At 72.2% G+C, this 19,197-nt stretch carries 19 protein-coding genes and 3 pseudogenes; 15 read left to right on the top strand and 7 right to left on the bottom strand.

The window, feature by feature from the left end:
• Position 1: 1 nt before the first annotated feature.
• Entirely contained in the window at positions 2-712 is a 711-nt protein-coding gene (locus NIE79_RS13910) for an MBL fold metallo-hydrolase (RefSeq protein WP_238678958.1), read from the bottom strand.
• 89 nt (positions 713-801) lie between these two features.
• Here NIE79_RS13910 and NIE79_RS13905 point away from each other — a divergent pair, with 89 nt between their 5' ends.
• The 4 genes from NIE79_RS13905 to NIE79_RS13890 all read left to right on the top strand — a co-directional run bounded on the left by NIE79_RS13905 (position 802) and on the right by NIE79_RS13890 (position 3,313).
• Complete coding sequence (locus NIE79_RS13905; RefSeq protein ID WP_238679135.1) at positions 802-1,569, top strand: SGNH/GDSL hydrolase family protein; 768 nt, start codon at positions 802-804, stop codon at positions 1,567-1,569.
• A 24-nt stretch (positions 1,570-1,593) separates the two neighbouring features.
• Complete coding sequence (locus NIE79_RS13900; protein ID WP_238678957.1) at positions 1,594-2,010, top strand: YchJ family protein; 417 nt, start codon at positions 1,594-1,596, stop codon at positions 2,008-2,010.
• A gap of 188 nt (positions 2,011-2,198) precedes the next feature.
• The gene (locus NIE79_RS13895; RefSeq protein ID WP_238678956.1) at positions 2,199-2,930 is read left to right on the top strand and encodes a hypothetical protein; all 732 of its coding nucleotides are present in this window, start codon (positions 2,199-2,201) and stop codon (positions 2,928-2,930) included.
• Positions 2,927-3,313, top strand: coding sequence for a VOC family protein (locus tag NIE79_RS13890; protein ID WP_238678955.1), 387 nt, complete (start codon positions 2,927-2,929; stop codon positions 3,311-3,313). Before NIE79_RS13895 ends, NIE79_RS13890 begins: the two co-directional genes overlap by 4 nt.
• A gap of 46 nt (positions 3,314-3,359) precedes the next feature.
• On the opposite strand, the gene NIE79_RS13885 is transcribed toward NIE79_RS13890, so the two are convergent.
• The 3 genes and pseudogenes from NIE79_RS13885 to NIE79_RS13875 form a co-directional block, all read right to left on the bottom strand.
• A complete protein-coding gene (locus NIE79_RS13885; RefSeq protein ID WP_238678954.1) occupies positions 3,360-4,700 on the bottom strand; it encodes an MFS transporter in 1,341 nt (446 codons plus the stop codon).
• 540 nt (positions 4,701-5,240) lie between these two features.
• Positions 5,241-6,020: pseudogene (locus NIE79_RS13880) on the bottom strand (mechanosensitive ion channel family protein); the annotation flags it as partial.
• A 359-nt stretch (positions 6,021-6,379) separates the two neighbouring features.
• Positions 6,380-6,850: a DIP1984 family protein gene (locus NIE79_RS13875; RefSeq protein ID WP_238678952.1), complete on the bottom strand. Its 471-nt coding sequence runs from the start codon at positions 6,848-6,850 to the stop codon at positions 6,380-6,382.
• 207 nt (positions 6,851-7,057) lie between these two features.
• On the opposite strand from NIE79_RS13875, the gene NIE79_RS13870 reads away from it, so the two are divergent.
• The 4 genes and pseudogenes from NIE79_RS13870 to NIE79_RS34015 form a co-directional block, all read left to right on the top strand.
• The gene (locus NIE79_RS13870; RefSeq protein ID WP_238678951.1) at positions 7,058-8,167 is read left to right on the top strand and encodes a peptidoglycan recognition protein family protein; all 1,110 of its coding nucleotides are present in this window, start codon (positions 7,058-7,060) and stop codon (positions 8,165-8,167) included.
• An 88-nt stretch (positions 8,168-8,255) separates the two neighbouring features.
• Positions 8,256-9,830 carry an FMN-binding glutamate synthase family protein gene (locus NIE79_RS13865; protein ID WP_238678950.1) on the top strand — a complete coding sequence of 525 codons (1,575 nt, stop codon included), beginning with the start codon at positions 8,256-8,258 and terminating at the stop codon, positions 9,828-9,830.
• A gap of 226 nt (positions 9,831-10,056) precedes the next feature.
• Positions 10,057-10,581 carry a GNAT family N-acetyltransferase gene (locus NIE79_RS13860; RefSeq protein WP_238678949.1) on the top strand — a complete coding sequence of 175 codons (525 nt, stop codon included), beginning with the start codon at positions 10,057-10,059 and terminating at the stop codon, positions 10,579-10,581.
• Positions 10,485-10,979 (top strand): annotated as a pseudogene (locus NIE79_RS34015) (GNAT family N-acetyltransferase); the annotation flags it as partial. The gene NIE79_RS13860 and the pseudogene NIE79_RS34015, both read left to right, overlap by 97 nt.
• A gap of 74 nt (positions 10,980-11,053) precedes the next feature.
• On the opposite strand, the gene NIE79_RS13850 reads toward NIE79_RS34015, so the two are convergent.
• Positions 11,054-12,043, bottom strand: coding sequence for a helix-turn-helix transcriptional regulator (locus NIE79_RS13850; protein ID WP_238678948.1), 990 nt, complete (start codon positions 12,041-12,043; stop codon positions 11,054-11,056).
• A 61-nt stretch (positions 12,044-12,104) separates the two neighbouring features.
• Here NIE79_RS13850 and NIE79_RS13845 point away from each other — a divergent pair, with 61 nt between their 5' ends.
• The 3 genes from NIE79_RS13845 (at position 12,105) to NIE79_RS13835 (ending at position 14,308) form a co-directional block, all read left to right on the top strand.
• A complete protein-coding gene (locus tag NIE79_RS13845) occupies positions 12,105-12,575 on the top strand; it encodes a VOC family protein (protein WP_238678947.1) in 471 nt (156 codons plus the stop codon).
• Between the two features lie 57 nt (positions 12,576-12,632).
• Complete coding sequence (dinB, locus tag NIE79_RS13840; RefSeq protein ID WP_238678946.1) at positions 12,633-13,820, top strand: DNA polymerase IV; 1,188 nt, start codon at positions 12,633-12,635, stop codon at positions 13,818-13,820.
• A gap of 122 nt (positions 13,821-13,942) precedes the next feature.
• A complete protein-coding gene (locus tag NIE79_RS13835; protein WP_238678945.1) occupies positions 13,943-14,308 on the top strand; it encodes a hypothetical protein in 366 nt (121 codons plus the stop codon).
• A gap of 69 nt (positions 14,309-14,377) precedes the next feature.
• On the opposite strand, the gene NIE79_RS13830 is transcribed toward NIE79_RS13835, so the two are convergent.
• Positions 14,378-15,040, bottom strand: a complete 663-nt coding sequence (locus tag NIE79_RS13830; RefSeq protein WP_238678944.1) for a ThuA domain-containing protein — start codon at positions 15,038-15,040, stop codon at positions 14,378-14,380.
• A 65-nt stretch (positions 15,041-15,105) separates the two neighbouring features.
• Here NIE79_RS13830 and NIE79_RS13825 point away from each other — a divergent pair, with 65 nt between their 5' ends.
• Together NIE79_RS13825 and NIE79_RS13820 are read left to right on the top strand one after the other, a co-directional pair.
• A complete protein-coding gene (locus NIE79_RS13825) occupies positions 15,106-15,441 on the top strand; it encodes an ArsR/SmtB family transcription factor (protein ID WP_238678943.1) in 336 nt (111 codons plus the stop codon).
• Entirely contained in the window at positions 15,438-16,130 is a 693-nt protein-coding gene (locus tag NIE79_RS13820) for a nitroreductase family protein (protein WP_238678942.1), read from the top strand. The genes NIE79_RS13825 and NIE79_RS13820 overlap by 4 nt, the downstream gene beginning before the upstream one ends.
• On the opposite strand, the gene NIE79_RS13815 is transcribed toward NIE79_RS13820, so the two are convergent.
• Entirely contained in the window at positions 16,075-17,487 is a 1,413-nt protein-coding gene (locus NIE79_RS13815) for a nitrilase-related carbon-nitrogen hydrolase (RefSeq protein ID WP_238678941.1), read from the bottom strand. The genes NIE79_RS13820 and NIE79_RS13815 overlap by 56 nt on opposite strands.
• Before the next feature lie 109 nt (positions 17,488-17,596).
• Between NIE79_RS13815 and NIE79_RS13810 the strand changes: the two genes are divergently transcribed.
• Together NIE79_RS13810 and NIE79_RS13805 are read left to right on the top strand one after the other, a co-directional pair.
• Entirely contained in the window at positions 17,597-18,715 is a 1,119-nt protein-coding gene (locus tag NIE79_RS13810) for a sensor histidine kinase (protein WP_238678940.1), read from the top strand.
• Positions 18,715-19,140, top strand: a pseudogene (locus NIE79_RS13805) (response regulator); the annotation flags it as partial. The gene NIE79_RS13810 and the pseudogene NIE79_RS13805, both read left to right, overlap by 1 nt.
• Positions 19,141-19,197 lie beyond the last annotated feature (57 nt).

The following is a 19,197-nucleotide window of genomic DNA, read 5'->3' as shown; positions in this document are numbered from 1 at the left end:
CTCAGCGGTGCGCGGTGAGGAAGGCGCGAATCCGCTCCCGCGGGTTGTCGGTCAGCTCCGGGCCGTGGGTGAAGGCCGCGAGGTCGTAATCCAACTCGCCGAGGACGTGCGCTGTCTCCCGGGTCATCTGGAAGTCGCTGCACAGCCACTTGATCGGCCACCGGATGCCGACCATGTTGAACAACGCGTCACCGGTGATCAGCAGGCGCGTCGGCTCGTGCAGCAGCGACACGTGCCCGGGCGAGTGCCCGGGGGTGTGCACCACCCGCAGGCCACCACCGACGTCGAGCAGGTCCCCGTCGGCCAGCGGCTGGGCCACCTGGACCGCCGGAAACCGGCCGCTGTTGAGGCGGGCGAAGAGCCGGCCGCCGGTCACCGTCGGGTCGCTGACCGGCGCGTGACCCGCCTGCGCGTACGGCACGTCGGCGGCGTGCGCCGCGACCGGGGCGCCGGTACGGCGGGCCAGCTCCGCCGCGCCGCCGGCGTGATCGGGGTGCGCGTGGGTGAGCACGATCCGGGTGACGTCCGCCGGCGCCTTGCCGATCGCCGCGAGCCCGCGCACGATCCGGGCCGGCGCCTTGGCCAGCCCGCAGTCGACCAGCGTGACGCTGCCGTCGTCGTCGACGAAGGCGTACGAGTTGACGGCCGCGCGGCCCACCGTGGGGATACGCCAGACGTTCGGGGCCAGTGGCACCGCAGGGGCTCGCGTCATGCCGCGAGTCTAGGAACGATCGTCAACTGTCGTTGTCCGACCGGCCGGCGGTCCGCCTGAGCTGACCGAGGGCTAACCTCGCGCTGGTGATGTGGCAGCGGTACGTGGCGATCGGCGACAGCACCACCGAAGGGCTCGACGACCCGGACGGCGTGGGCGGCTACCGGGGCTGGGCCGACCGGTTCGCGCTGGCGGTGGCCCGCGCCCAGGGCGGCCTGGAGTACGCGAACCTGGCCATTCGGGGCCGGACCACCGCGTTGATCCGCGCCGAGCAGCTCCAGCCCGCCCTCGACCTGGCTCCCGACCTGGCCACCGTGGTCGCCGGCATGAACGACGTGCTGCGACCCTCCTTCGACGCGGACCAGGTCGCCGGGGATGTCGCGGCCATGCAGCAGGCACTGGTCGAGCAGGGCGCCACAGTGCTGACCTTCACGATGCCGGACCCGGCGCCGGTGATGCCGCTGGCCCGGCCGCTCCGGGGTCGCATGCTGGCACTCAACGAGGCGCTACGGGCCGCCACCGCGCGGACCGGCGCCACCCTCCTCGACCTGGGCGCCCACCCGGTCTCCTCCGATCCCCGGCTGTGGAGCGACGACCGGCTGCACGCCAACAGCGCCGGGCACGAGCGGATCGCCGCCGCACTGGCGTACACGGCGGGTCTTCCCGGGTTCGACGACTCCTGGACGCTGCCGTTGCCGCCGGCACCACGGCGGCGCCGCGGTGAGGTGTTCGGCGCCGAGCTGGCCTGGACCCGCCGCCACCTGATGCCCTGGCTGGTCCGGCACCTGCGCGGCCAGTCGTCGGGCGACGACCGGGTGGCCAAGCGGCCGGTGCCCCTGCCGGTGCCGCTGGACTAGACGGGGTCAGGGAGGATTGGCGACGTGGGTAAGGGTGCGGGACGTCGGCGGGCGAACGCGACGACGGGACGGGTGTGCCCGTGCGGCTCCGGCCGGGCGTACGCGGACTGCTGCGCGCCGGCGCACGGCGGCGACGCCCCGGCGACGGCCGAGGCGTTGATGCGCTCCCGGTTCAGCGCCTTCGCCCTCGGCGACTCCGGTTACCTGCTGCGCAGCTGGCACTCCTCGACCCGACCCGCCTCCCTTGAGCTCGACCCGGGGCAGCGGTGGACCCGACTGGAGATCGTGGAGACCGAGCGGGGCGGCCTGCTCGACACCGCCGGCACTGTGACCTTCCACGCCCACTACCGGGATGCGGGCCGGCCCGGCACGGTGACCGAACACAGCCGGTTCCTCCGCGAGGACGGCCGGTGGGTCTACCTCGACGGTGACCAACCCTGACGGGTTTTTGGGCGTAGGATGACGTCGGCGTAGTCCTGCGCCGCACCTCCCTCCCGGCGCTCACGCCGCCGGCAACGCGGAGGCAAAGGGGGCCTGGAGCCCTCGGGACGTGGTGCCACATGCCCCACTCCGGCGGGGTCGGCGGGAGCGTGAGTCCCGGTGACCGTGCCGTTCACCGGGAGCATGTGATGACCACCCAGAGATCGTTCAAGGCCCGGGTCCGGGCCCGGATGGAGAAGACCGGCGAGAGTTACACCACCGCCCGCCGGCACCTGATCAATCGGACCGTCGAGCCGACAACGGCGTCCATCGCCGCGTCCCCTCCAGCACCCACCGGACCGACCGCCGCGGCTGCCGCAGCGCAGACCGAGCGGATCGCCGACGACCTGATCCGCGCCCGGACCGGCAGCGGCTGGGCCGAGTGGTTCGCAGTGCTCGACGCCGCGTCCGCCACCGAGTGGACGCACACCCGGATCGCCCGTCACCTGACCACCGAACACGAGGTGCCGGGCTGGTGGGCGCAGACCATCACCGTGGGGTACGAGCAGGCACGCGGCCTGCGCGCGCCGGGTCAACGACGCGGCGGCGGCTTCGAGGCCAGCGCGAGCCGGACGGTGGCCGTGCCGGCGGTGCGCCTGTTCGAGGCGTTCGCCGACGAGACGGCACGCGCCCGCTGGCTGCCCGACGTCGAGGTACGTGTCCGCACCGCCACCGCGCCGCGCAGTTTCCGGGCCGACTGGGCCGGTGGCCCCACCAGGATCGTCGTCGGCATCGACGCCGTCGGCGAGTCAAAGGCCCGGGTCAACGTCCTGCACGAGAAGCTGACCGCAGCCGAGCAGGCCGCGGAGCTGAAGGCGTACTGGCGGGACCGGCTCGCCGCACTGAAGGCACTGCTCGAAACGGACGGAGACCACCGATGACCATGACCTTCATCAACCTGCCGGTGCGCGACCTGACCACCGCCACCGAGTTCTACCGGGCGATCGGCTTCACCAGCGACCAGGCCGTGCCGGACGGCGACAGCGCGGTGCTCACCATCTCCGACACCACCCGGCTGGTGCTGCACCTCCGCTCGGGCTTCGAGGCGTACACCGGGGTCGCCACGACGGACACGGCGACCAGCCGGGAGGTCATCGTCGGGCTGTCGGCGTCGAGCCGGGAGCAGGTCGACGAACTCGTCGACCAGGCGGCGGTCGCCGGCGGGGAGTCGCTCGGGCCGGGGATGGCCAACGGGCCGATGTACATGCGCGGCTTCCGGGACCTCGACGGCCACCAGTGGTCGTTCCTGCACATGGCCGGCTGACCGGGCGGCCCGGCGGCGGCCCGAGCAGGCCGCCGCCGGGCCCCGGTCAGTCCGGGCCACCCGGCGCAGCCACTGCCACACCGACGGGCACTGCCGTCCGGCGCCGGCGGCGGGTCAGCAGCACCAGCGCCACCACGAGGTACGCCCCGGCGGTCAGCGCGAAGGCCACCGCGTTGCCGGCCGCCGTGGCGAGCAGACCGTAGCCGCCGTACGTCACGATGATCAGCACGTCGGTGGCCATCCCGGCCAGGGACGTGACTGTGGCACGGCTGGAGCCGGTGATCCGGGCCTGGAGCCGCGCGTCGGCCAGCACGGTGGCCAACTGCGCGGCGCCGAACGCCACCGCGAGCAGCACGAACCCCGCCGGGTGCCGCAGCAGGGCGCCGCCGGCAAGCGCGACACCGACCAGCCCCAGCAGCGCGGCGTAGCCTCGGCTGCCCAGCCGCTCCCCCGCCGGGGCGAGCAGCCCACCGACCGTCACTCCGGCCCAGAGCAGCAGGAGCAGCAGGGGTACTGCCTGCGCACCGACGCCGGTGTCCAGGGCGAGCAGCGGGGTGTACTCGTCCAGGGCACCCCAGTCGGCGGCGACCACTGCCACCAGCAGCACGGCGGCGCGTACCGGCGGACGGGTGCGGACCTGCGACACGCCGGCCCGCAGCGTGTCCCACCACCCCAGGTCACCATCGTCGTCCGGGCTCGCGGGCGCGACGGTGTCCGGCTCGTCCTGCCGGGGTGGCGCCGCGCCCACCGGCCCAGCGGTCATCGCCGGCTCGGCGACCGGAACGCGTACGACCCTCGACGCGCGGTGTTCCGGCAAGCGGGTGGCGACGATCGTGGCGAGCAGGCAGGCGAGCACGCTGGCCGCGCCGACCGCCGGGTAGCCGCCGACGGCGAGCACCGGGCCGGCGAGCACTCCGGAGACCACCACACCCAGCACACCCGCCGTCCGCGCCCTCCCGAGCACCCTGGCGTACCTGTCGACAGCGCCGAGCCGGTCCAGCTCGGTCCAGACCAACGCCTCCAGCGCGCCGGAGACCAGTGCTCCACCGGCGCCCCAGAGCAGGAAACCGACGGCGAACGCCGGGTAGGACGGCAGCAGCACCCAGAGCGCGAAACCGGCGGCGGCCACCAGCGGGGCCAGGCACAGCAGCAGCCGGCGGGACAGCACATCCGCCCAGGCGCCGGAGGGCACCTCGAACAGGATGCCGGCGGCGGACCAGATGACGAAGAGCGACGCGATCTGCCCCACCGACAACCCGGTGTCGGCGAAGAACACCACGTACAGCGGGTAGAGCAGGACGAGGTCACTGAGGAACGCGTACCCGTAGAGGGTCGCCGTCAGCCGACGGACCGCCGGCTCGGGCACGCGCGAAGCGATGGGGATCATGGGGCCTTCCCGTGGGAGTGGAGACGGACACCGGACGTGCGGTGCCCGTGGTGGCCCACGGGATCGGCCAACGCTGCTGGATCAATGTCGCCAGGTCATGCCCGCGATGCTAGACAACCGGCGCGGCCGCGGCCAGCGCTTTCGGCGGGGCGGACAGCGCGAGGCAGGGCGGGATCAGCGCGATCCCGCCCCGCCGCCGTACCGCTGGTGTCAGCGCCGGTCGACCGGCGGGATGACAGTGGTGGTCTCGCTGTCGTCGCTGGTGCGCTGCCCGGGCACCGCGCGGTCGGCGCCGCCCGTGACCACCTGGGTCGTGTCGGGGTCGACACCGGTGCCCACCGCCTGCGTGACATCCGAACCGGCCGAGCCGCCGACCACCTGGGTGGGGTCGGAGCTGACCGGGAAGCGAACGACCTGGGTGGCGTCCGTGTCGGCCGGTCGGGTCACCACCTGGGTGGCGTCGGCGTCGGCCGGTCGGGTCACCACCTGGGTGGCGTCGGCGTCGGCCGGTCGGGTCACCACCTGGGTGGCGTCGGCGTCGGCCGGTCGGGTCACCACCTGGGTGGCCTCCGGGTCGCTGGTGGTGGTCGACGCGCGCGCCAGCTCCGCCTCGGCGTCGCGGCGGCCGGCCCGGTACGCCTGGGCGTGCTCGGCGATCAGCTGCGACTCCCGCTCGGCGCGGGTCAGCCACGACTCCCAACGGCTCTGCATCGGACGGATCAGGCCACCGCCGACACCGACGACGAGGATGCCACCGATGGTGGCCAGCACGGCGATCAGCACCGGAGTGGTGACCGCTGTGGCAACGCCGATCTGGTTCAGGGCCGCGATGACACCGAGACCGAGGATGAACACCGAGGCGATGGTGGCCAGCACCCGGCCGTACGACAGGCCACCGAGCGCGCCGCTGATGATGTCCTTGACCGCGTTGGCGATGGCTGCGGCGACCACGACGATGACGATCGCGACGAAGGCGCGGGGCAGCCACGCGATCACCGCGCCGAGCAGGTCGGAGATCGGGTTCGGCCCCCAGATGCCGAAGGCGAGCTGAAGGGTGAACAGCAGCACCGCGTAGTAGACGAGTTTCGCGACGATGTCGCTGGCGTCGTACCGGGAGCGGCTCAACGCGCGGCGGATGCCGCCGCGCTCGACGGCGCGGTCGAAGCCCACCCGTTCGAGGACCTTCTCCACGATCTTCAGTACGGCCTTGGCGATCAGCCATCCGGCCACCAGGATCGCCAGGAAGGCGACGGCCTTGGGCAGGAAGAGCATCACCGAGCGGAGAGCGTCGCCCACCGCGTCGCTGACGTTGTCACTCATCTGGTCATTCCTTAAGTGGGGCAGCCGGAACGGTCAGCCCCGGACCTACCCCCGACCCGACGCGCGGAAACGCCGACCAGGCGGGGTCGCCCTCACGACCGAGTGCTGGTGAGCGAACAGCACGCGGCCGCGCGGATGTGGAGTGCCCCGAACCCGCCCTCGCCGTCGAGGATCTGTACGTGGTGATGAGGTGTGCGTGTTGCGGTGTTACCTGTCCTCGGTGCTGGGCTGCATTGTGCTTGGGGAATCGAACCCCGCGCTGCCCACCGCGCGCCAAGAAAGGTGCCGGGGTTGCAGCCCGGACCTGTGTGTACACGCCTCCACGACGGCTACCTGCTCCACATCGCTACTGGCATAGGTCAGTCCAGCAGGTCAGCCTCCCAGTTGGTGCGCTGAATCCGCACCTCGAGCTCGCGGAGCTGCCCGGCGAGCCCGTCGGCGCGTTCCCTGAGCTCGGCGACCGGCAACGCCGCGAGCATCTTCAGCTCGGAGCGGAGCTGCCGGGCCAGGTGACCACGGCCGCTACCGGCGGCGGCGTCGGCGGCTGCCGTGATGGCCGCGTGCCGCAGTCGCAGGACGTCCCGCCGGGCCAACGCGTCGGTGAGCGTGCCGAGGTCGTCGACCGGCACCGTGGCGTTGGTCCGGTTGATGCGCCGGATCAGCGTCTCCAGGTTGTCGAGGACCTGGTCCAGCTCGGCCATGAGCACAGTGGCGTCCTCCGGAGGCAGCTCGCCCTCCTGGTACCGGGCGCTGCCGTTGATCCGGGTCCGCAGCTGCTCGACCCGTCGTGCCGCCTCGGCGCGTTCGGTCAGCGCCTCACCAAGTTTCATCTTCCACCCCCGAGTCAGCGGCCAGGTTAGCCGAAGGTTGATCTCATGGCCGACCGGTTTTCCGGCTGCCTGTTGGGGTTGGGCGCCCTCTAGCGCGCGGGCGAGTCTTGGCAATATTCTCCGGAGTACGTGCGGCCACTGGAGCTACTTTTCATCCCCCCGCCGTCGGCCGCAGGAGGAGATGCAATGCACGTCGACCATTCCGAAGTGGATCGCCGGACGCTGCTGCGGGCCGGTCTCGGCGCCGCCACGGTCGCCGTCGTCGGGAGCGAACTCGCCTTCCCGAACGCGGCGCAGGCCGCGCCGGGCACCGACCTGGACTGGATCATCAGCTGTGACGAGTGGGCCGCCCGCCCGCCGAAGGACCCGCTGTCGGTGAGCGCCATCGCCACCAACAAGATCATCGTGCACCACATGGCGTTCCCGAACGTCACCGACTACTCCCGCGAGCAGGCGGTCAAGCTGGCCCACGACTGCCAGGACCTGCACATGGACGGCAACGGCTGGTCGGACACCGGCCAGCACTTCACGGTGAGCCGGGGCGGGTACGTGCTGGAGGGCCGCCGGGGCAGCCTGGAGCGCCTCGAAGCCGGAGACCGGCAGATGATCTCGGCGCACTGCCCGGGCGAGAACGGCCGAGCCATCGGCATCGAGAACGAGGGCACCTACGTCACCGAGACGCCCCCCGAGGCGCTGACCGACTCGCTGGTCAAGCTCTGCGTGGCGATCTGCCGCCAGTACGGGCTGCACGCGCACGACATCTTCGGCCACTGGGACTTCCGCACCACCGAGTGCCCGGGCGCGGCCTTCTACCGGCAGTTCCCCGAGCTGCGGCGGCGGGTGCACGCCGCCCTGGGCACCAAGCTCGGTGACGTGCCGGCACGCCGCTGGCCGGACCTGTGGCGTTTCGTCAACTCTCCCTCGGTCCGGGTGGTGCAGCACCTGCTCGCCTACCGCGGCTACCCGGTGACCGTCAGCGGCACGTTCGATGCCGCGACCGTCGCGGCGGTGCAGGACTGGCAGGCCCGCAACGGCATCGCTGTGGACGTGGACGCCACACTCACCACGCCGACCTGGGAGACCCTCGCGCCGGAGCTGGACCAGCACGCCGCCGGAGCGCCGGTCACGGCCGTGCAGGAAATCCTCGCCACCAAGGGGTACGCGGTCACCGTCACCGGGGCGTACGACCACGCCACCCGGAAGGCGGTGCAGGACCTTCAGGCGCTGCACGGGCTGCCTCGCAACGGCAAGCTCAGCACGAGCACCTGGTGCACTGTCGTCGGCGGATCGGTCCGCGAGTCGTTCCGGCACCGCTGAGCCCGTGGTGGCGGTGCGGGGCGCACCCGCACCGCCACCAGCCGGCTCACCGGTTTGATCCGCCGCCCCGGCGGAAAGAACCCCGGGCATGACCTGGGCCCGTCGAGCCGTACCCGCTGTCGCCGCCGCCGTCGCGGCCCTCGCCGCGCGGGACCTGATCCAGCGCGACCACGCGCTGCTGCGCAACTTCCCGGTCCTCGGCCGCGCCCGCTACCTGTTGGAGACGATCGGGCCGGAGCTTCGGCAGTACATCGTGGCCGGCAACAACGAGGAGCGACCGTTCACCCGCGACCAGCGCCGCTGGGTGTACGCGTCGGCCAAGCAGGAGAACAACTACTTCGGTTTCGGCACTGACAACGACATCGAGTACACCCCCGGGTACCCGATCATCAAACACCGCACGTTCGGCCGTGCCGTGCCGCCATCGTCACCGACCGCCGGGCACGACGTGCGGTTGCCCTGCGCGAAGGTGCTCGGCGCGGCACGGGGACGCGCCCGGGCGTTCCGACCGGAGTCGGTCGTCAACATCTCCGGGATGAGCTTCGGCTCGCTCTCCGGCAACGCCATCACCGCGCTCAACAAGGGGGCGGCGCTCGCCGGCTGCCTGCAGAACACCGGTGAGGGTGGCTTGTCGCCGTACCACCGCAACGGCGGTGAGCTGGTCTTCCAGCTCGGCACCGCGTACTTCGGCTGCCGCGACGAGCACGGTCGGTTCAGCCTCGACCGGCTGAAGGACCTGGTCGCCGGCGCACCGGTGCGCGCGCTGGAGATCAAGCTGAGCCAGGGCGCCAAGCCGAGCCTCGGTGGGCTGCTGCCCGGGGCGAAGGTGTCCGCCGAGATCGCCGCTACCCGGGGCATCCCGGCCGGTCAGGACTGCGTCAGCCCGTCGCGGCACGCCGAGTTCTCCGACTGCGACAGCCTGCTCGACTGGGTGGAGTTGCTGGCCGCCGAGACGGGTCTGCCGGTCGGCATCAAATCGGCAGTCGGTGACCTGGGCTTCTGGCAGGAGCTGGCCACCCTGATGCGGGACACCGGCCGGGGTGTGGACTTCGTGACGATCGACGGCGGCGAGGGCGGCACCGGCGCCGCGCCGCTGATCTTCACCGACTCCGTGTCGCTCCCGTTCCAGCAGGGCTTCTCCCGGGTGTACAAGATCTTCGCCGAGCACGACCTGCACGAGCAGGTGGTCTTCGTCGGCGGCGGCAAGCTCGGCCTGCCGGACAACGCCATCGTGGCGTTCGCGCTCGGCTGCGACCTGGTCAACGTCGGTCGGGAGGCGATGCTGGCGATCGGCTGCATTCAGGCGCAGAAGTGCCACACCGACACCTGCCCCACCGGCGTCGCCACCCAGAACGCGTGGCTCGCCCGGGGCCTGGACCCGACGTTGAAGTCGGTCCGGGCGGCCAACTACCTGCGGACCCTGCGCCGGGACCTGACCAAGGTCGCCGAGGCCTGCGGCGTCGAACACCCCGGCCTGATCGGCACCGACGCCGTGGAGATCCTGGACGGCCGCACCGGCTCCACCCCACTGCACCAGGTGTACGACTACCGGCCGGAATGGGGACTGCCCTCGCCCGCCGACCAGGCGGAGATCATCCGGCTGATGATCCCGGAGGCACCCCGGGGCGGCAGCGCCCCACCCTCCGCCACCGCCGTCGGCTGAGATCGCGCCCGCCCAGCAGCCCGGACAGGGGTCCCAGGCCCGGGGGGCAGCCTGCCTCCCGCTGCTGGACCACTGTCGCTCGGGTCGCAAAGCCCCGATCGCGGACCGACTTGATGACTGTGCGGCATGTTGATGACTCACAGACATCAAGCGTTTTCCCGCCATGTCCGCGAAGCGCCGCGATAAACGCGTGGAGCTGGCGACACGCCGCGTCTATGGTGGCGCGGTGCTGATCAGACGCGAGACACCGGCCGACGTCGACGCCATTCGGGCGGTGCACTCCGCAGCCTTCGCGAAGGCCGACGGCGGTGACGGCGTACCGGTCGAGGCGACCCTCGTCGACGCGCTGCGCGCCGACGAGGGCTGGCTGCCCGCGTACTCCCTGGTGGCGGCCGACTCGGACGGCCAGGTGGTCGGTCACGTGGTGGCCACCCGCGGCCGGGTGGGCGGTGCGCCGGTGGCGTTGGGCCTGGGGCCGCTGGGCGTGTTGCCCACCTGGCAGCGGCGCGGTGTCGGCAGCGCGTTGATGCACGCGGTGCTCGGCGCCACCGACGCGCGGGACGAACCGCTGGTGGTGCTGCTCGGGCACCCCGACTACTACCCGCGCTTCGGTTTCCGGCCGGCCGTCGAGCTGGGCGTCACCCCGCCGCAGGCGTGGGGGCCGCAGTACTTCATGGCGAGGCCGTCGCACGCGTGGCGCGAGTCGATCCGGGGCGAGTTCCGCTACGCCGGCCCGTTCGACGACCTGTGAACCGACCCGCTCTCCGTCGGCGGCGCGCCACCGACCTGGACGGCTGCGTCGCGGCGCTCGCCGAGGTTCACCAGGTCGACGGGTACCCGCTGAACTGGCCCGCGGATCCGCACCGCTGGCTGCGCGAGCCGCACCCGGCGCGAGCCTGGGTCGCCGTCGACGCCGAGGCGGCCATTGTCGGACACGTCGCGGTGCATCGGATCCCCGATCAGGTGGACGGGCCGCCCGGCCGACCGACGGCCGAGGTGGCTCGCCTCTTCGTGGTGCCGAAAGCGCGTGGGTTGGCGCTGGGCAGCGCGCTGCTGGACCGGGCCCGTCTGTGGGCGGGCAAACGCGCCACGGATCTGGTGCTGGAGTTGGCCGGCGGTGGCACCGCGGCCGCTGCCCTGTACGAGCGCGCAGGATGGCGGTTGGTTGGCACCAGCACGGCTTCCTGGACGGCACCCGACGGCGGCCCGGTGTCGCTGCGCCACTACGCGCTGCGGCACCGCGCGCCCGGCTCCGACGTCGTACCGGCCAGCACCGCCAGGCGACGGGCGAGCCGGCCTGCGGCCTCGCGCAGCTCCGGAGGCTCCAGCACCTCCATCTCGTGATCCAGGCGGGCGAGGTGAGCGGCGAGCCAGTCCAGGTTGTCGCCGCCGACGATTAGCACCGACCACCCGTCGCGGTCGTCCTCGACCCGCCCCACCTGGGGCGGGACCACCTCCCGCAACCGCTCCGGTTGGGCGTGCACCCGCACCCGGGCGAGGTACCGGTACGGCGCACCGGTCACCGCCCGCTGCACGAAGGCGACCGGGTCCGGGTGCTCGCGCGCCGGGAAACGCCAGGTCGTCGCCACCGCCGCCCGCATCCGGTCCAGCCGGAACGTCCGCCAGTCGTCGCGGTCGACGTCCCAGGCCATCAGATACCAGCGGCGGCCGGTCGTGACCATCCGGACCGGCTCGACAGTCCGTTCCTGCTCGGCAGCCTCCCGACCGGGATAGTGGAATCGAACGCGCACCCCGTCCCGACAGGCCCGGGCGAGTGTCACCAGCAACTCCGCGTCGATCTCGGCGACCGGGCCGATGAGGGTGTCGGTGGAGCCGTGCACCGCCCGCACCTCGGCGCGTAGCCGCGACGGCATCACCTGGTCGAGCTTCGCGAGTGCCCGCAGCGCGGCCTCGCTCGCCCCGGCGACGGTGCCCCCGGAGGCGAGCCGCAGAGACACCGCAGTGGCGATCGCCTCCTCGTCGTCGAGGAGCAACGGCGGCAGCCGGGTGCCCGCACCGAGTTGGTAGCCGCCGCCGACGCCCGACACCGCCTGCACCGGGTAGCCGAGTCTCCGCAGACGCTGCACGTCGCGGCGCACGCAACGCCCGGTGACCCCCAGCTCGGCGGCGAGTTCGGCGGCCGTCCAGGACAGTCGTCGTTGCAGCAGCGCCAGCAGGCGCAGCACCCGCTCGGTCGTCGCCTCGACGGTCACCCGTCGATCGTTGCACGGATAGCGGAACGACCCTGTCCGCTATCTGCGAGAGGCTGGGATCATGACCGACCAGAACAGGAAGCAGGGATCCGCCGTGACCCGCGACGTCCAGATCACGTTCGACTGCGCCGACCCGGCGGGGTTGGCCACGTTCTGGGCCGAGGCGCTCGGCTATCAGGTGCAGGCCCCACCCGGCGACTTCGAGTCCTGGGACCAGGCGCTGGAGGCGATGGGTGTGCCGCCGGAGAACCGCAACGACGCGTCGGCGGTGGTCGACCCCGAGGGCACGCGACCACGGCTGTTCTTTCAGCGGGTGCCGGAGCACAAGCAGGTGAAGAACCGCGTCCACCTCGACGTACGCGCCGCCCCCGGACTGGAGGGTGACGAGCGGATGGCGGCCCTGGAGGCGGAGGCCGAGCGGCTCGCCTCGCATGGTGCCAAGCGGCTCAGTCGGCACGAGCCCGCTCCCCCGTTGGGCGCCGGCCATCTCATCATGGCCGACCCCGAGGGCAATGAGTTCTGCCTCGACTGACCGGGCGTTCGCCCAGCTCACTGCCACACCGGCCGTTCGTCATGCGAACATGTGTACGTGTCGCCCGGGGCCAGCATCCTGCACGCCGACCTGGACGCGTTCTACGCGTCGGTCGAGCAGCGCGACGACCCGCGCCTGCGGGGGCGGCCGGTGATCGTCGGTGGCGGCGTGGTGCTCGCGGCCAGCTACGAGGCGAAGGCGCGGGGCGTCCGCAGCGCGATGGGCGGCCAGCAGGCGCGAAGGCTCTGCCCAGACGCGATCGTCGTGCCGCCCCGGATGTCGGCGTACACGGCGGCGAGCCGCGCGGTCTTCGAGATCTTCCGGCAGACCACACCGCTGGTCGAAGGGCTCTCCATCGACGAGGCGTTCCTCGACGTGGGTGGCCTGCGGCGGCTGGTCGGTCCACCGGCCGAGATCGCCGAACGACTGCGCCGGGAGGTCAGCGACCGGGTCCACCTGCCGATCACGGTGGGGGTGGCCCGCACGAAGTTCCTGGCCAAGGTGGCCAGCGGAGTGGCGAAACCGGACGGCCTGCTGGTGGTCGCACCGGACGCCGAGCTGGCTTTCCTGCACCCACTGCCGGTGGAACGGCTCTGGGGCGTCGGCCCGGTCACGGCCGCCAAGCTGCGCGAACGCCGTATCCGTACCGTCGGGGAGGTGGCCCGCCTCGGTGAGGCGGCGCTGGTGTCGCTGCTCGGTGCGGGCGCCGGCCGGCACCTGCACGCGCTGGCGCACAATCGCGACCCCCGGGCGGTCCAGGTGGGGCGGCGGCGCGGTTCGATGGGCGCGCAGCACGCGCTGAGTCGTACCCCGCACGCCTCGACGGAGCTGGACGCCATCCTCGCCGGCCTGGTCGACCGGGTCAGCCGGCGGATGCGGACGGCCGGGCGCTCCGGCCGCACTGTGGTGTTGCGGCTGCGCTTCGGCGACTACACCCGGGCGACCCGCTCGCACACGGTGGGCAAGGCGACGGCCGACACGACACCACTGCTCGCCGCCGCGCGTGCGCTGCTACGCGCCGCGCTGCCCGAGATCGATCGCCGTGGTGTCACGTTGATCGGTGTCTCCGTGGGCAACCTCGACGACAACCCGGTCCAGCCTGAGCTGCCGTTCCAGCCGGACGCCGGGTCCGATCTGGACGCTGCGGTCGACGCGGTCCGCGACCGGTTCGGATCAGCAGCGCTCACTCGGGCAGTGTTGCTCGGCCGGGAGCCGGGCGTGGAGATGCCGCTTCTGCCGGACTGACCGATAAGCGTGCGGCGTCCGCGGCCGAGCTGCGATCAGAGACACATCACAGCAGGTCGGCGGTTTAGCCGGCGGCTGACGGGTGACCCTTGTGGGGTACAGCCTGACGAGGGGGGCCCACCATGTCCGACGACACCAGCAACCGACCGAGTCGCACCGCCGAGCGCCCGCACGACGTGACCGATCCGCTGCTGTGGCAGTTGGCGGTCGACGTGCTGAGCGCACACGAGCCGGACGACGAGGGCCAGTGCCGCAACCTCCAGTGCGCCGGGCAGTCCTGGCCGTGCGCGGCTCGCACCGGCGCCGAGCACTCACTGCGACTGGCCCGCAGCACACCCGACTCGGTCGAGCTGACCATCGACGAAACCGACAGCGACGACGTCGACACGGACGGGCGGCGCGACGCGGCGGTACCGGCCCCCCGCTGGGGCTGGAACGCCGGCCCGGTGGCGTCGCACCGGGGGTCGAAGGCCGCCTCCGCGGCGTGACGGACCACCCACACCTGAACTGATCCGCACCGCACAGGCGAACGCTCGGCCGGTTGTCCGGCCGGGCGTTCAGCTGTCGTGGCGCAGCCAGGCCACTATGCGCCGCAGCAGCTCCCGATGCCCCGGTGACTCGTACGACCGGACGTCGTGGCCGAGTGCGTCGTAGACGATCCGGCTGCTCCCGACGGTGCGCGCCCAGACCAGCGGGTGGGTGTCGCCGCCCTCGTCGTGGACGTAGAGGGGCTCGACGTCGACACCGTCGACCAGCTCCAGCTCGGTGTAGCGCTCGTCGTGAACCTCGAAGTCTCCGAGCCCCGCGCTGATCGGGTGTTCCACACCGCTGCGGCGGATGAGACTCGGCCCGATCGGCGGGTGGAAGGTCCGGCCATGGGCCCAGGCGGCGCCGACCGTGCAACGCCAGCTTGTCAGCTGGGGGAACGCGATAGTGGCGCTGTGCATGGCGAGCAGGCTGCCGCCGCCGGCCAGGAAGTCGTCGAGGACGCGGCCGAAGGTCTCGTCCTCCGGGATCGGGGTGGTGCGGTCCGCGCTGGCGTTCACCACCAGCAGGCGCGCGCCGTCGAGCGCGGCCTTGAGCTGGTCGACGGCCGTGACGACAGCTACCGAACCCTCGTCGCCGATCAGCCGGGCCAGCGTGGCACTGGTTTCGGCCAGCGGGTGCCAGGGGTCGGCGTGCGGGCCTTCCCCGCTGAAGATCACAGTGTCGACAGGCATGACGATGCTCCGCTCATCATTTGGATAATTTTCGAAATCACGAAATGAAAGGTAGCATGGCCTCCATGAGAGCCCTGCATCATCCCGATCTCACCTCGGTCGACCTGGCCACCCTGCTAGGTGCCCTGGCCGACCCGGTGCGCCTCAGCGTCGTACGGCAGTTGGCGCAGGCCGGCGGTGTCGTCTGCGGCCAATTCGACGCGTTGTCCGAGGTCAGCATCTCCACGCTCTCGCATCACCTGAAGGTCCTGCGGGCCGCCGGCGTCCTCCGTGTCACGCCGAACGGCAGTTTCCGTCGCCACGAGTTGCGGGCCGACGAGATCAACGACCGATTTCCGGGCATCCTTTCCGCGATCGTCGCCAACCTTGACCTGCCGGAGCGAGTGGGAGTCCCCGCATGACCGACGCCATATCGGCCGGAAACAACCCGCCGAGCACCCTGGGCCTGTCCGCCGACGAGGTCCTGAGCACGACCCGCGCCGTCCGCAAACGTCTCGACCTGGGCCGCCCGGTCCCCCGCGACGTGATCGAGGACTGTCTGCGCATCGCGCTTCAGGCACCCAGTGGCCGCAACAGGCAGCGCTGGGACTTCATCTTCGTCGAGGACCGCGAGACCCGGGCGGCCGTCGCCCGACTGTGGCGACTCGGCCTGATGGCGCCGCCACCGGCGTCGGGCGGCACCGGGCCGGCCTTCAGCCGGATGAACTTCGCCTCCGAGCAGTGGGGTCGGATCGCCGGCAGTCTGGCGCACCTGGCGGACCACCTGCACGAGGTCCCGTTGCTGCTCATCCCCTGTCTACGCGTTGAGTCACGCGCCGAACTCGACACTGTGCGCGGGCAGGCGGGGGCCTGGGGTTCGGTCATTCCGGCGTTCTGGAGCTTCATGCTGGCCGCCCGGGAACGCGGGCTCGGCACCGCCTGGACCACCAGCCACCTCAGCTACGAGCGGGAGATGGCCGAGTTGCTCGGCATCCCCTACGACACCGTCGTGCAGGTCGCCCTCACCCCGGTGGCGTACACAGTGGGCACCGACTTCAAGCCCGGTCCGCGGGCCGACGCGGACGCCTTCGCCCACTGGAACCGCTGGTAGCCGGCCACCACCGCGCCCCACCCACGGCCAGGACCAACAGGGCCACTGACAACAGCGGAAACCAATCTCCGGTACGCGAATAGACAGTGCCCCACCCCGACGTCGGGGTGGGGAGCAGCAGCTCCGCGTCACCGGCGGTGGCCTCACCCACCATCCTGCCGCCGGGGTCGGTGACCGTCAGCCGGCCGAAGGCCGCGGCCCGCACCACGACGAGCCCGTTCTCCACGCCCCGCACCAGTGCCATCCGTCCGTGCAGCCAGCCATCGGAGGTGAAGTCCAGGGCGGGGACGAGCAGCACCGAGGCGCCCTGCGCCCGATACCGCCGGACCAGGCCGGGATAGTCGAGGTCCTTGCAGATCGCGACGCCGAACCGCCCGTCCACGAACACCTCGCCGTCACCCGGCGTCAGCCAGTCTTCCAGGCCCGGGATGAGATGCTGTTTCTCGTACGTCGCGACGGTCCCACCCGGTTCGAGCACCAGCGCGACGTTGCTCGACCTGTCGGCCCGTCGCCGCACCGCGCCGACGACGACCTCAGCCTCGGCCTGCTGGAGCGCGGCCACGAGCACGGGCATCGTCGTGTCCGTCACGGCGAACACCTTCTCCGGCAGGACGACGATCCGTGCCCCACGGGCGACCAGACCCTCGACCCGCGCGGCGTAACGGGCGAGCAGGTCACGTCCGGGCTGCTCGTCGATCGGGAGCCCGTCCTCGGGTTGCCGCAGGGCCACCAGGCCGACGGTCAGCGGCTCGGCCGGGTCGGGGGAACGGCTCAGCGACCAGGCCGACCATCCTCCGGCGCCGAGCAGGAGGACGAGCAGGCTGGTGAGCGCGGGGCGTGGGCTTGCGCGCAGGGCGGCGAGCGCGATCGGGACGGCGAGCAGCAGGTAGGTGACGCCCCAGACGCCGGTGAGCGCGGTCAGTTGGATCACCGGGCGGACGTCGGCCTGGGTGTAGGCGAGGCTCCACCAGGCGCCGTGCGGCAGCAGGCGGGACGCGGCGTACTCCCCCAGCACCCAGAGCGAGGGCACGGCGAGGACGGCGAGAACTGTTCGTCCGCGCAGCAGCAGCACCCGGGCGAGCAGGACCGTGCCGGTCGCCAGACCGACGCCGAGCAGGATCACACCGGCGACCGCGGGAACCGGTAGTCGCAGGGTGCCGAGGTAGTAGCCGAGCACGCCGCCCTGCCCGATCGACCAGGCGAGGGCGGTGGCGAAGAGTGCTGTCCTCGGGCGTACCCGCGTCGAGGCGAGGATCAGCGGGAGCGGGGCGAGCCAGGTCAGCGCGGGGATCGGGTGCAGCCCGGTGCCACCGAGCCAGAGCAGGCCACTCAGGAGCGTGGCGAGGATCGTCATCATTCCTCGAGCGTGCGGCGCGGGCGGCCGGAACGGATCGCCGTACGAGCCGGGATCGATCTGGTCCCGTGGAGGGAGGCGTCAGCGCACCGGGCCGGACGATACTGCCGACGTGAAGCGGTACGTCAATCTCGTCGTCACCGTGGCCGCCGTCGCCGCGACAGTGCTGCCCGCGCTGGCCGATGGGCCACGAGCGTGGTGGGTGCTGCCGCTCGCGATCGCGTCGTCGGTGCCGGTGCTGTGGCGGGACCGGGCGCTGATCCCGGTCGCCCTCGTCGTGGGTGTCGCCACGACCGTCTCCGCCGCACTTGGCGCGCCCCCACTGCTGCCGGTCGGACCGCTCGTCTGTCTCTACACGTTCGCGGCACGGGCCTCCCTGCCGATCCGCCTGCTCGGCATCGCGCTCACCGCCACCGGCCTGCTGGTGTCGCTTCTCTATCCCCGCCCGGACGTGGAGGTGCTGCGTTACCTGTCGGTCGCCTACCTCTTCGCGTACGCGCTGGGCACCAGCACGCGGGCCCGCCGAACCCAGGCCGCGGCTCTCGCCGAACGCGATCGTCGTATCGCCGGTGAACGTGCGGCGGCGGTGCTGCGCGAACGCACGCGGATCGCCCGCGATCTGCACGACATCCTCACCCACGCGGTTGGCGTCATGATCGTCCAGGCGGAGGCGGGTCCGCTGCTGGTCCGCCACCAGCCGGATCGCGCCGATGCCACGTTCGCCACGATCGCCGCCACCGGCAGGGACGCTGTCGTCCAGCTCCGCCGCGCGGTCGGCAGCCTGCACGAACCTACCGACCAACCACTCGACCAGCCGGGTCTGGACCACCTTCCCGTCCTCGTCGAGCGGGTCCGGGCCGCCGGCCTCGATGCCGTTCTCACCGTCTCGTCGTCCGGAGGTGCCGTCGAGCCGACGCTCGCACCGCCCCCGGACGTCGGGGTGGCCGCGTACCGGATCGTGCAGGAGTCCCTGACCAACGTGGTGCGGCATGCCGGAGCCCGATCGGTTCGCGTCCGGCTGGACTACACGGCGTACTCGTTGATCGTGTCGGTCACCGATGACGGCCGCGGCCACCGGGCGTCCGAGACCGGCCGGCCCGGGTACGGGATCGTCGGCATGCGCGAGCGCGCCCACGCCTGCGGCGGCACCCTGCGCACCGCCCCGGCCTGCGACAGTCACGGCTTCACGGTGACCGCCACCCTGCCGCTGTCGGCATCGGCGGTGCTCTGATGCTGCGTGTCGTGCTCGCCGATGACCAGGACCTGTTCCGGGCCGGGTTCGCCACCATCCTCGGCGCCGAGCCGGACATCGAGGTGGTCGCCGAGGCCCCTGACGGCGCGGCAGCCGTGCGGGCCGCCCGCGACCATCGTCCCGACGTCGTTCTGATGGACATGCGGATGCCCATCCTGGACGGTGTCGCCGCGACCCGGCAGGTCTGCGCGCTCACCACGAGCCGGGTTCTCGCCCTGACCATGTTCGACACCGATGACTACCTGTACGCGGCCCTGCGGGCCGGGGCCAGCGGCTTCCTGCTCAAGGACGCTCCCCGAGCCGACCTGGTGAACGCGGTCCGTGTGGTCGCCGCCGGGGACGCGCTGCTCGCTCCCCCCGTCACCGCCCGGGTGATCGGCGAAGTGCACCGGCCCGGCCATCCGTACACCAGCTCGGCAGAGCGTTGGGTAGACAAAGAGGGTAAAGCACGGTAGTCGCCG

The organism is Micromonospora trifolii (genome assembly GCF_022229005.1).
Taxonomy (GTDB): Bacteria; Actinomycetota; Actinomycetes; order Mycobacteriales; family Micromonosporaceae; genus Micromonospora; species Micromonospora trifolii.
This window is presented reverse-complemented; position numbering and strand designations above follow the sequence as displayed.

Excerpts from the sequence above, each read along its gene's own strand:
- NIE79_RS13910 (WP_238678958.1), bottom strand. The coding sequence starts at position 712 with ATGACGCGAGCCCCTGCGGTGCCACTGGCCCCGAACGTCTGGCGTATC.
- NIE79_RS13905 (WP_238679135.1), top strand. The coding sequence starts at position 802 with ATGTGGCAGCGGTACGTGGCGATCGGCGACAGCACCACCGAAGGGCTC.
- NIE79_RS13895 (WP_238678956.1), top strand. The coding sequence starts at position 2,199 with ATGACCACCCAGAGATCGTTCAAGGCCCGGGTCCGGGCCCGGATGGAG.
- NIE79_RS13890 (WP_238678955.1), top strand. The coding sequence starts at position 2,927 with ATGACCATGACCTTCATCAACCTGCCGGTGCGCGACCTGACCACCGCC.
- NIE79_RS13885 (WP_238678954.1), bottom strand. The coding sequence starts at position 4,700 with ATGATCCCCATCGCTTCGCGCGTGCCCGAGCCGGCGGTCCGTCGGCTG.
- NIE79_RS13875 (WP_238678952.1), bottom strand. The coding sequence starts at position 6,850 with ATGAAACTTGGTGAGGCGCTGACCGAACGCGCCGAGGCGGCACGACGG.
- NIE79_RS13865 (WP_238678950.1), top strand. The coding sequence starts at position 8,256 with ATGACCTGGGCCCGTCGAGCCGTACCCGCTGTCGCCGCCGCCGTCGCG.
- NIE79_RS13845 (WP_238678947.1), top strand. The coding sequence starts at position 12,105 with ATGACCGACCAGAACAGGAAGCAGGGATCCGCCGTGACCCGCGACGTC.
- NIE79_RS13835 (WP_238678945.1), top strand. The coding sequence starts at position 13,943 with ATGTCCGACGACACCAGCAACCGACCGAGTCGCACCGCCGAGCGCCCG.
- NIE79_RS13830 (WP_238678944.1), bottom strand. The coding sequence starts at position 15,040 with ATGCCTGTCGACACTGTGATCTTCAGCGGGGAAGGCCCGCACGCCGAC.
- NIE79_RS13825 (WP_238678943.1), top strand. The coding sequence starts at position 15,106 with ATGAGAGCCCTGCATCATCCCGATCTCACCTCGGTCGACCTGGCCACC.
- NIE79_RS13820 (WP_238678942.1), top strand. The coding sequence starts at position 15,438 with ATGACCGACGCCATATCGGCCGGAAACAACCCGCCGAGCACCCTGGGC.
- NIE79_RS13815 (WP_238678941.1), bottom strand. The coding sequence starts at position 17,487 with ATGATGACGATCCTCGCCACGCTCCTGAGTGGCCTGCTCTGGCTCGGT.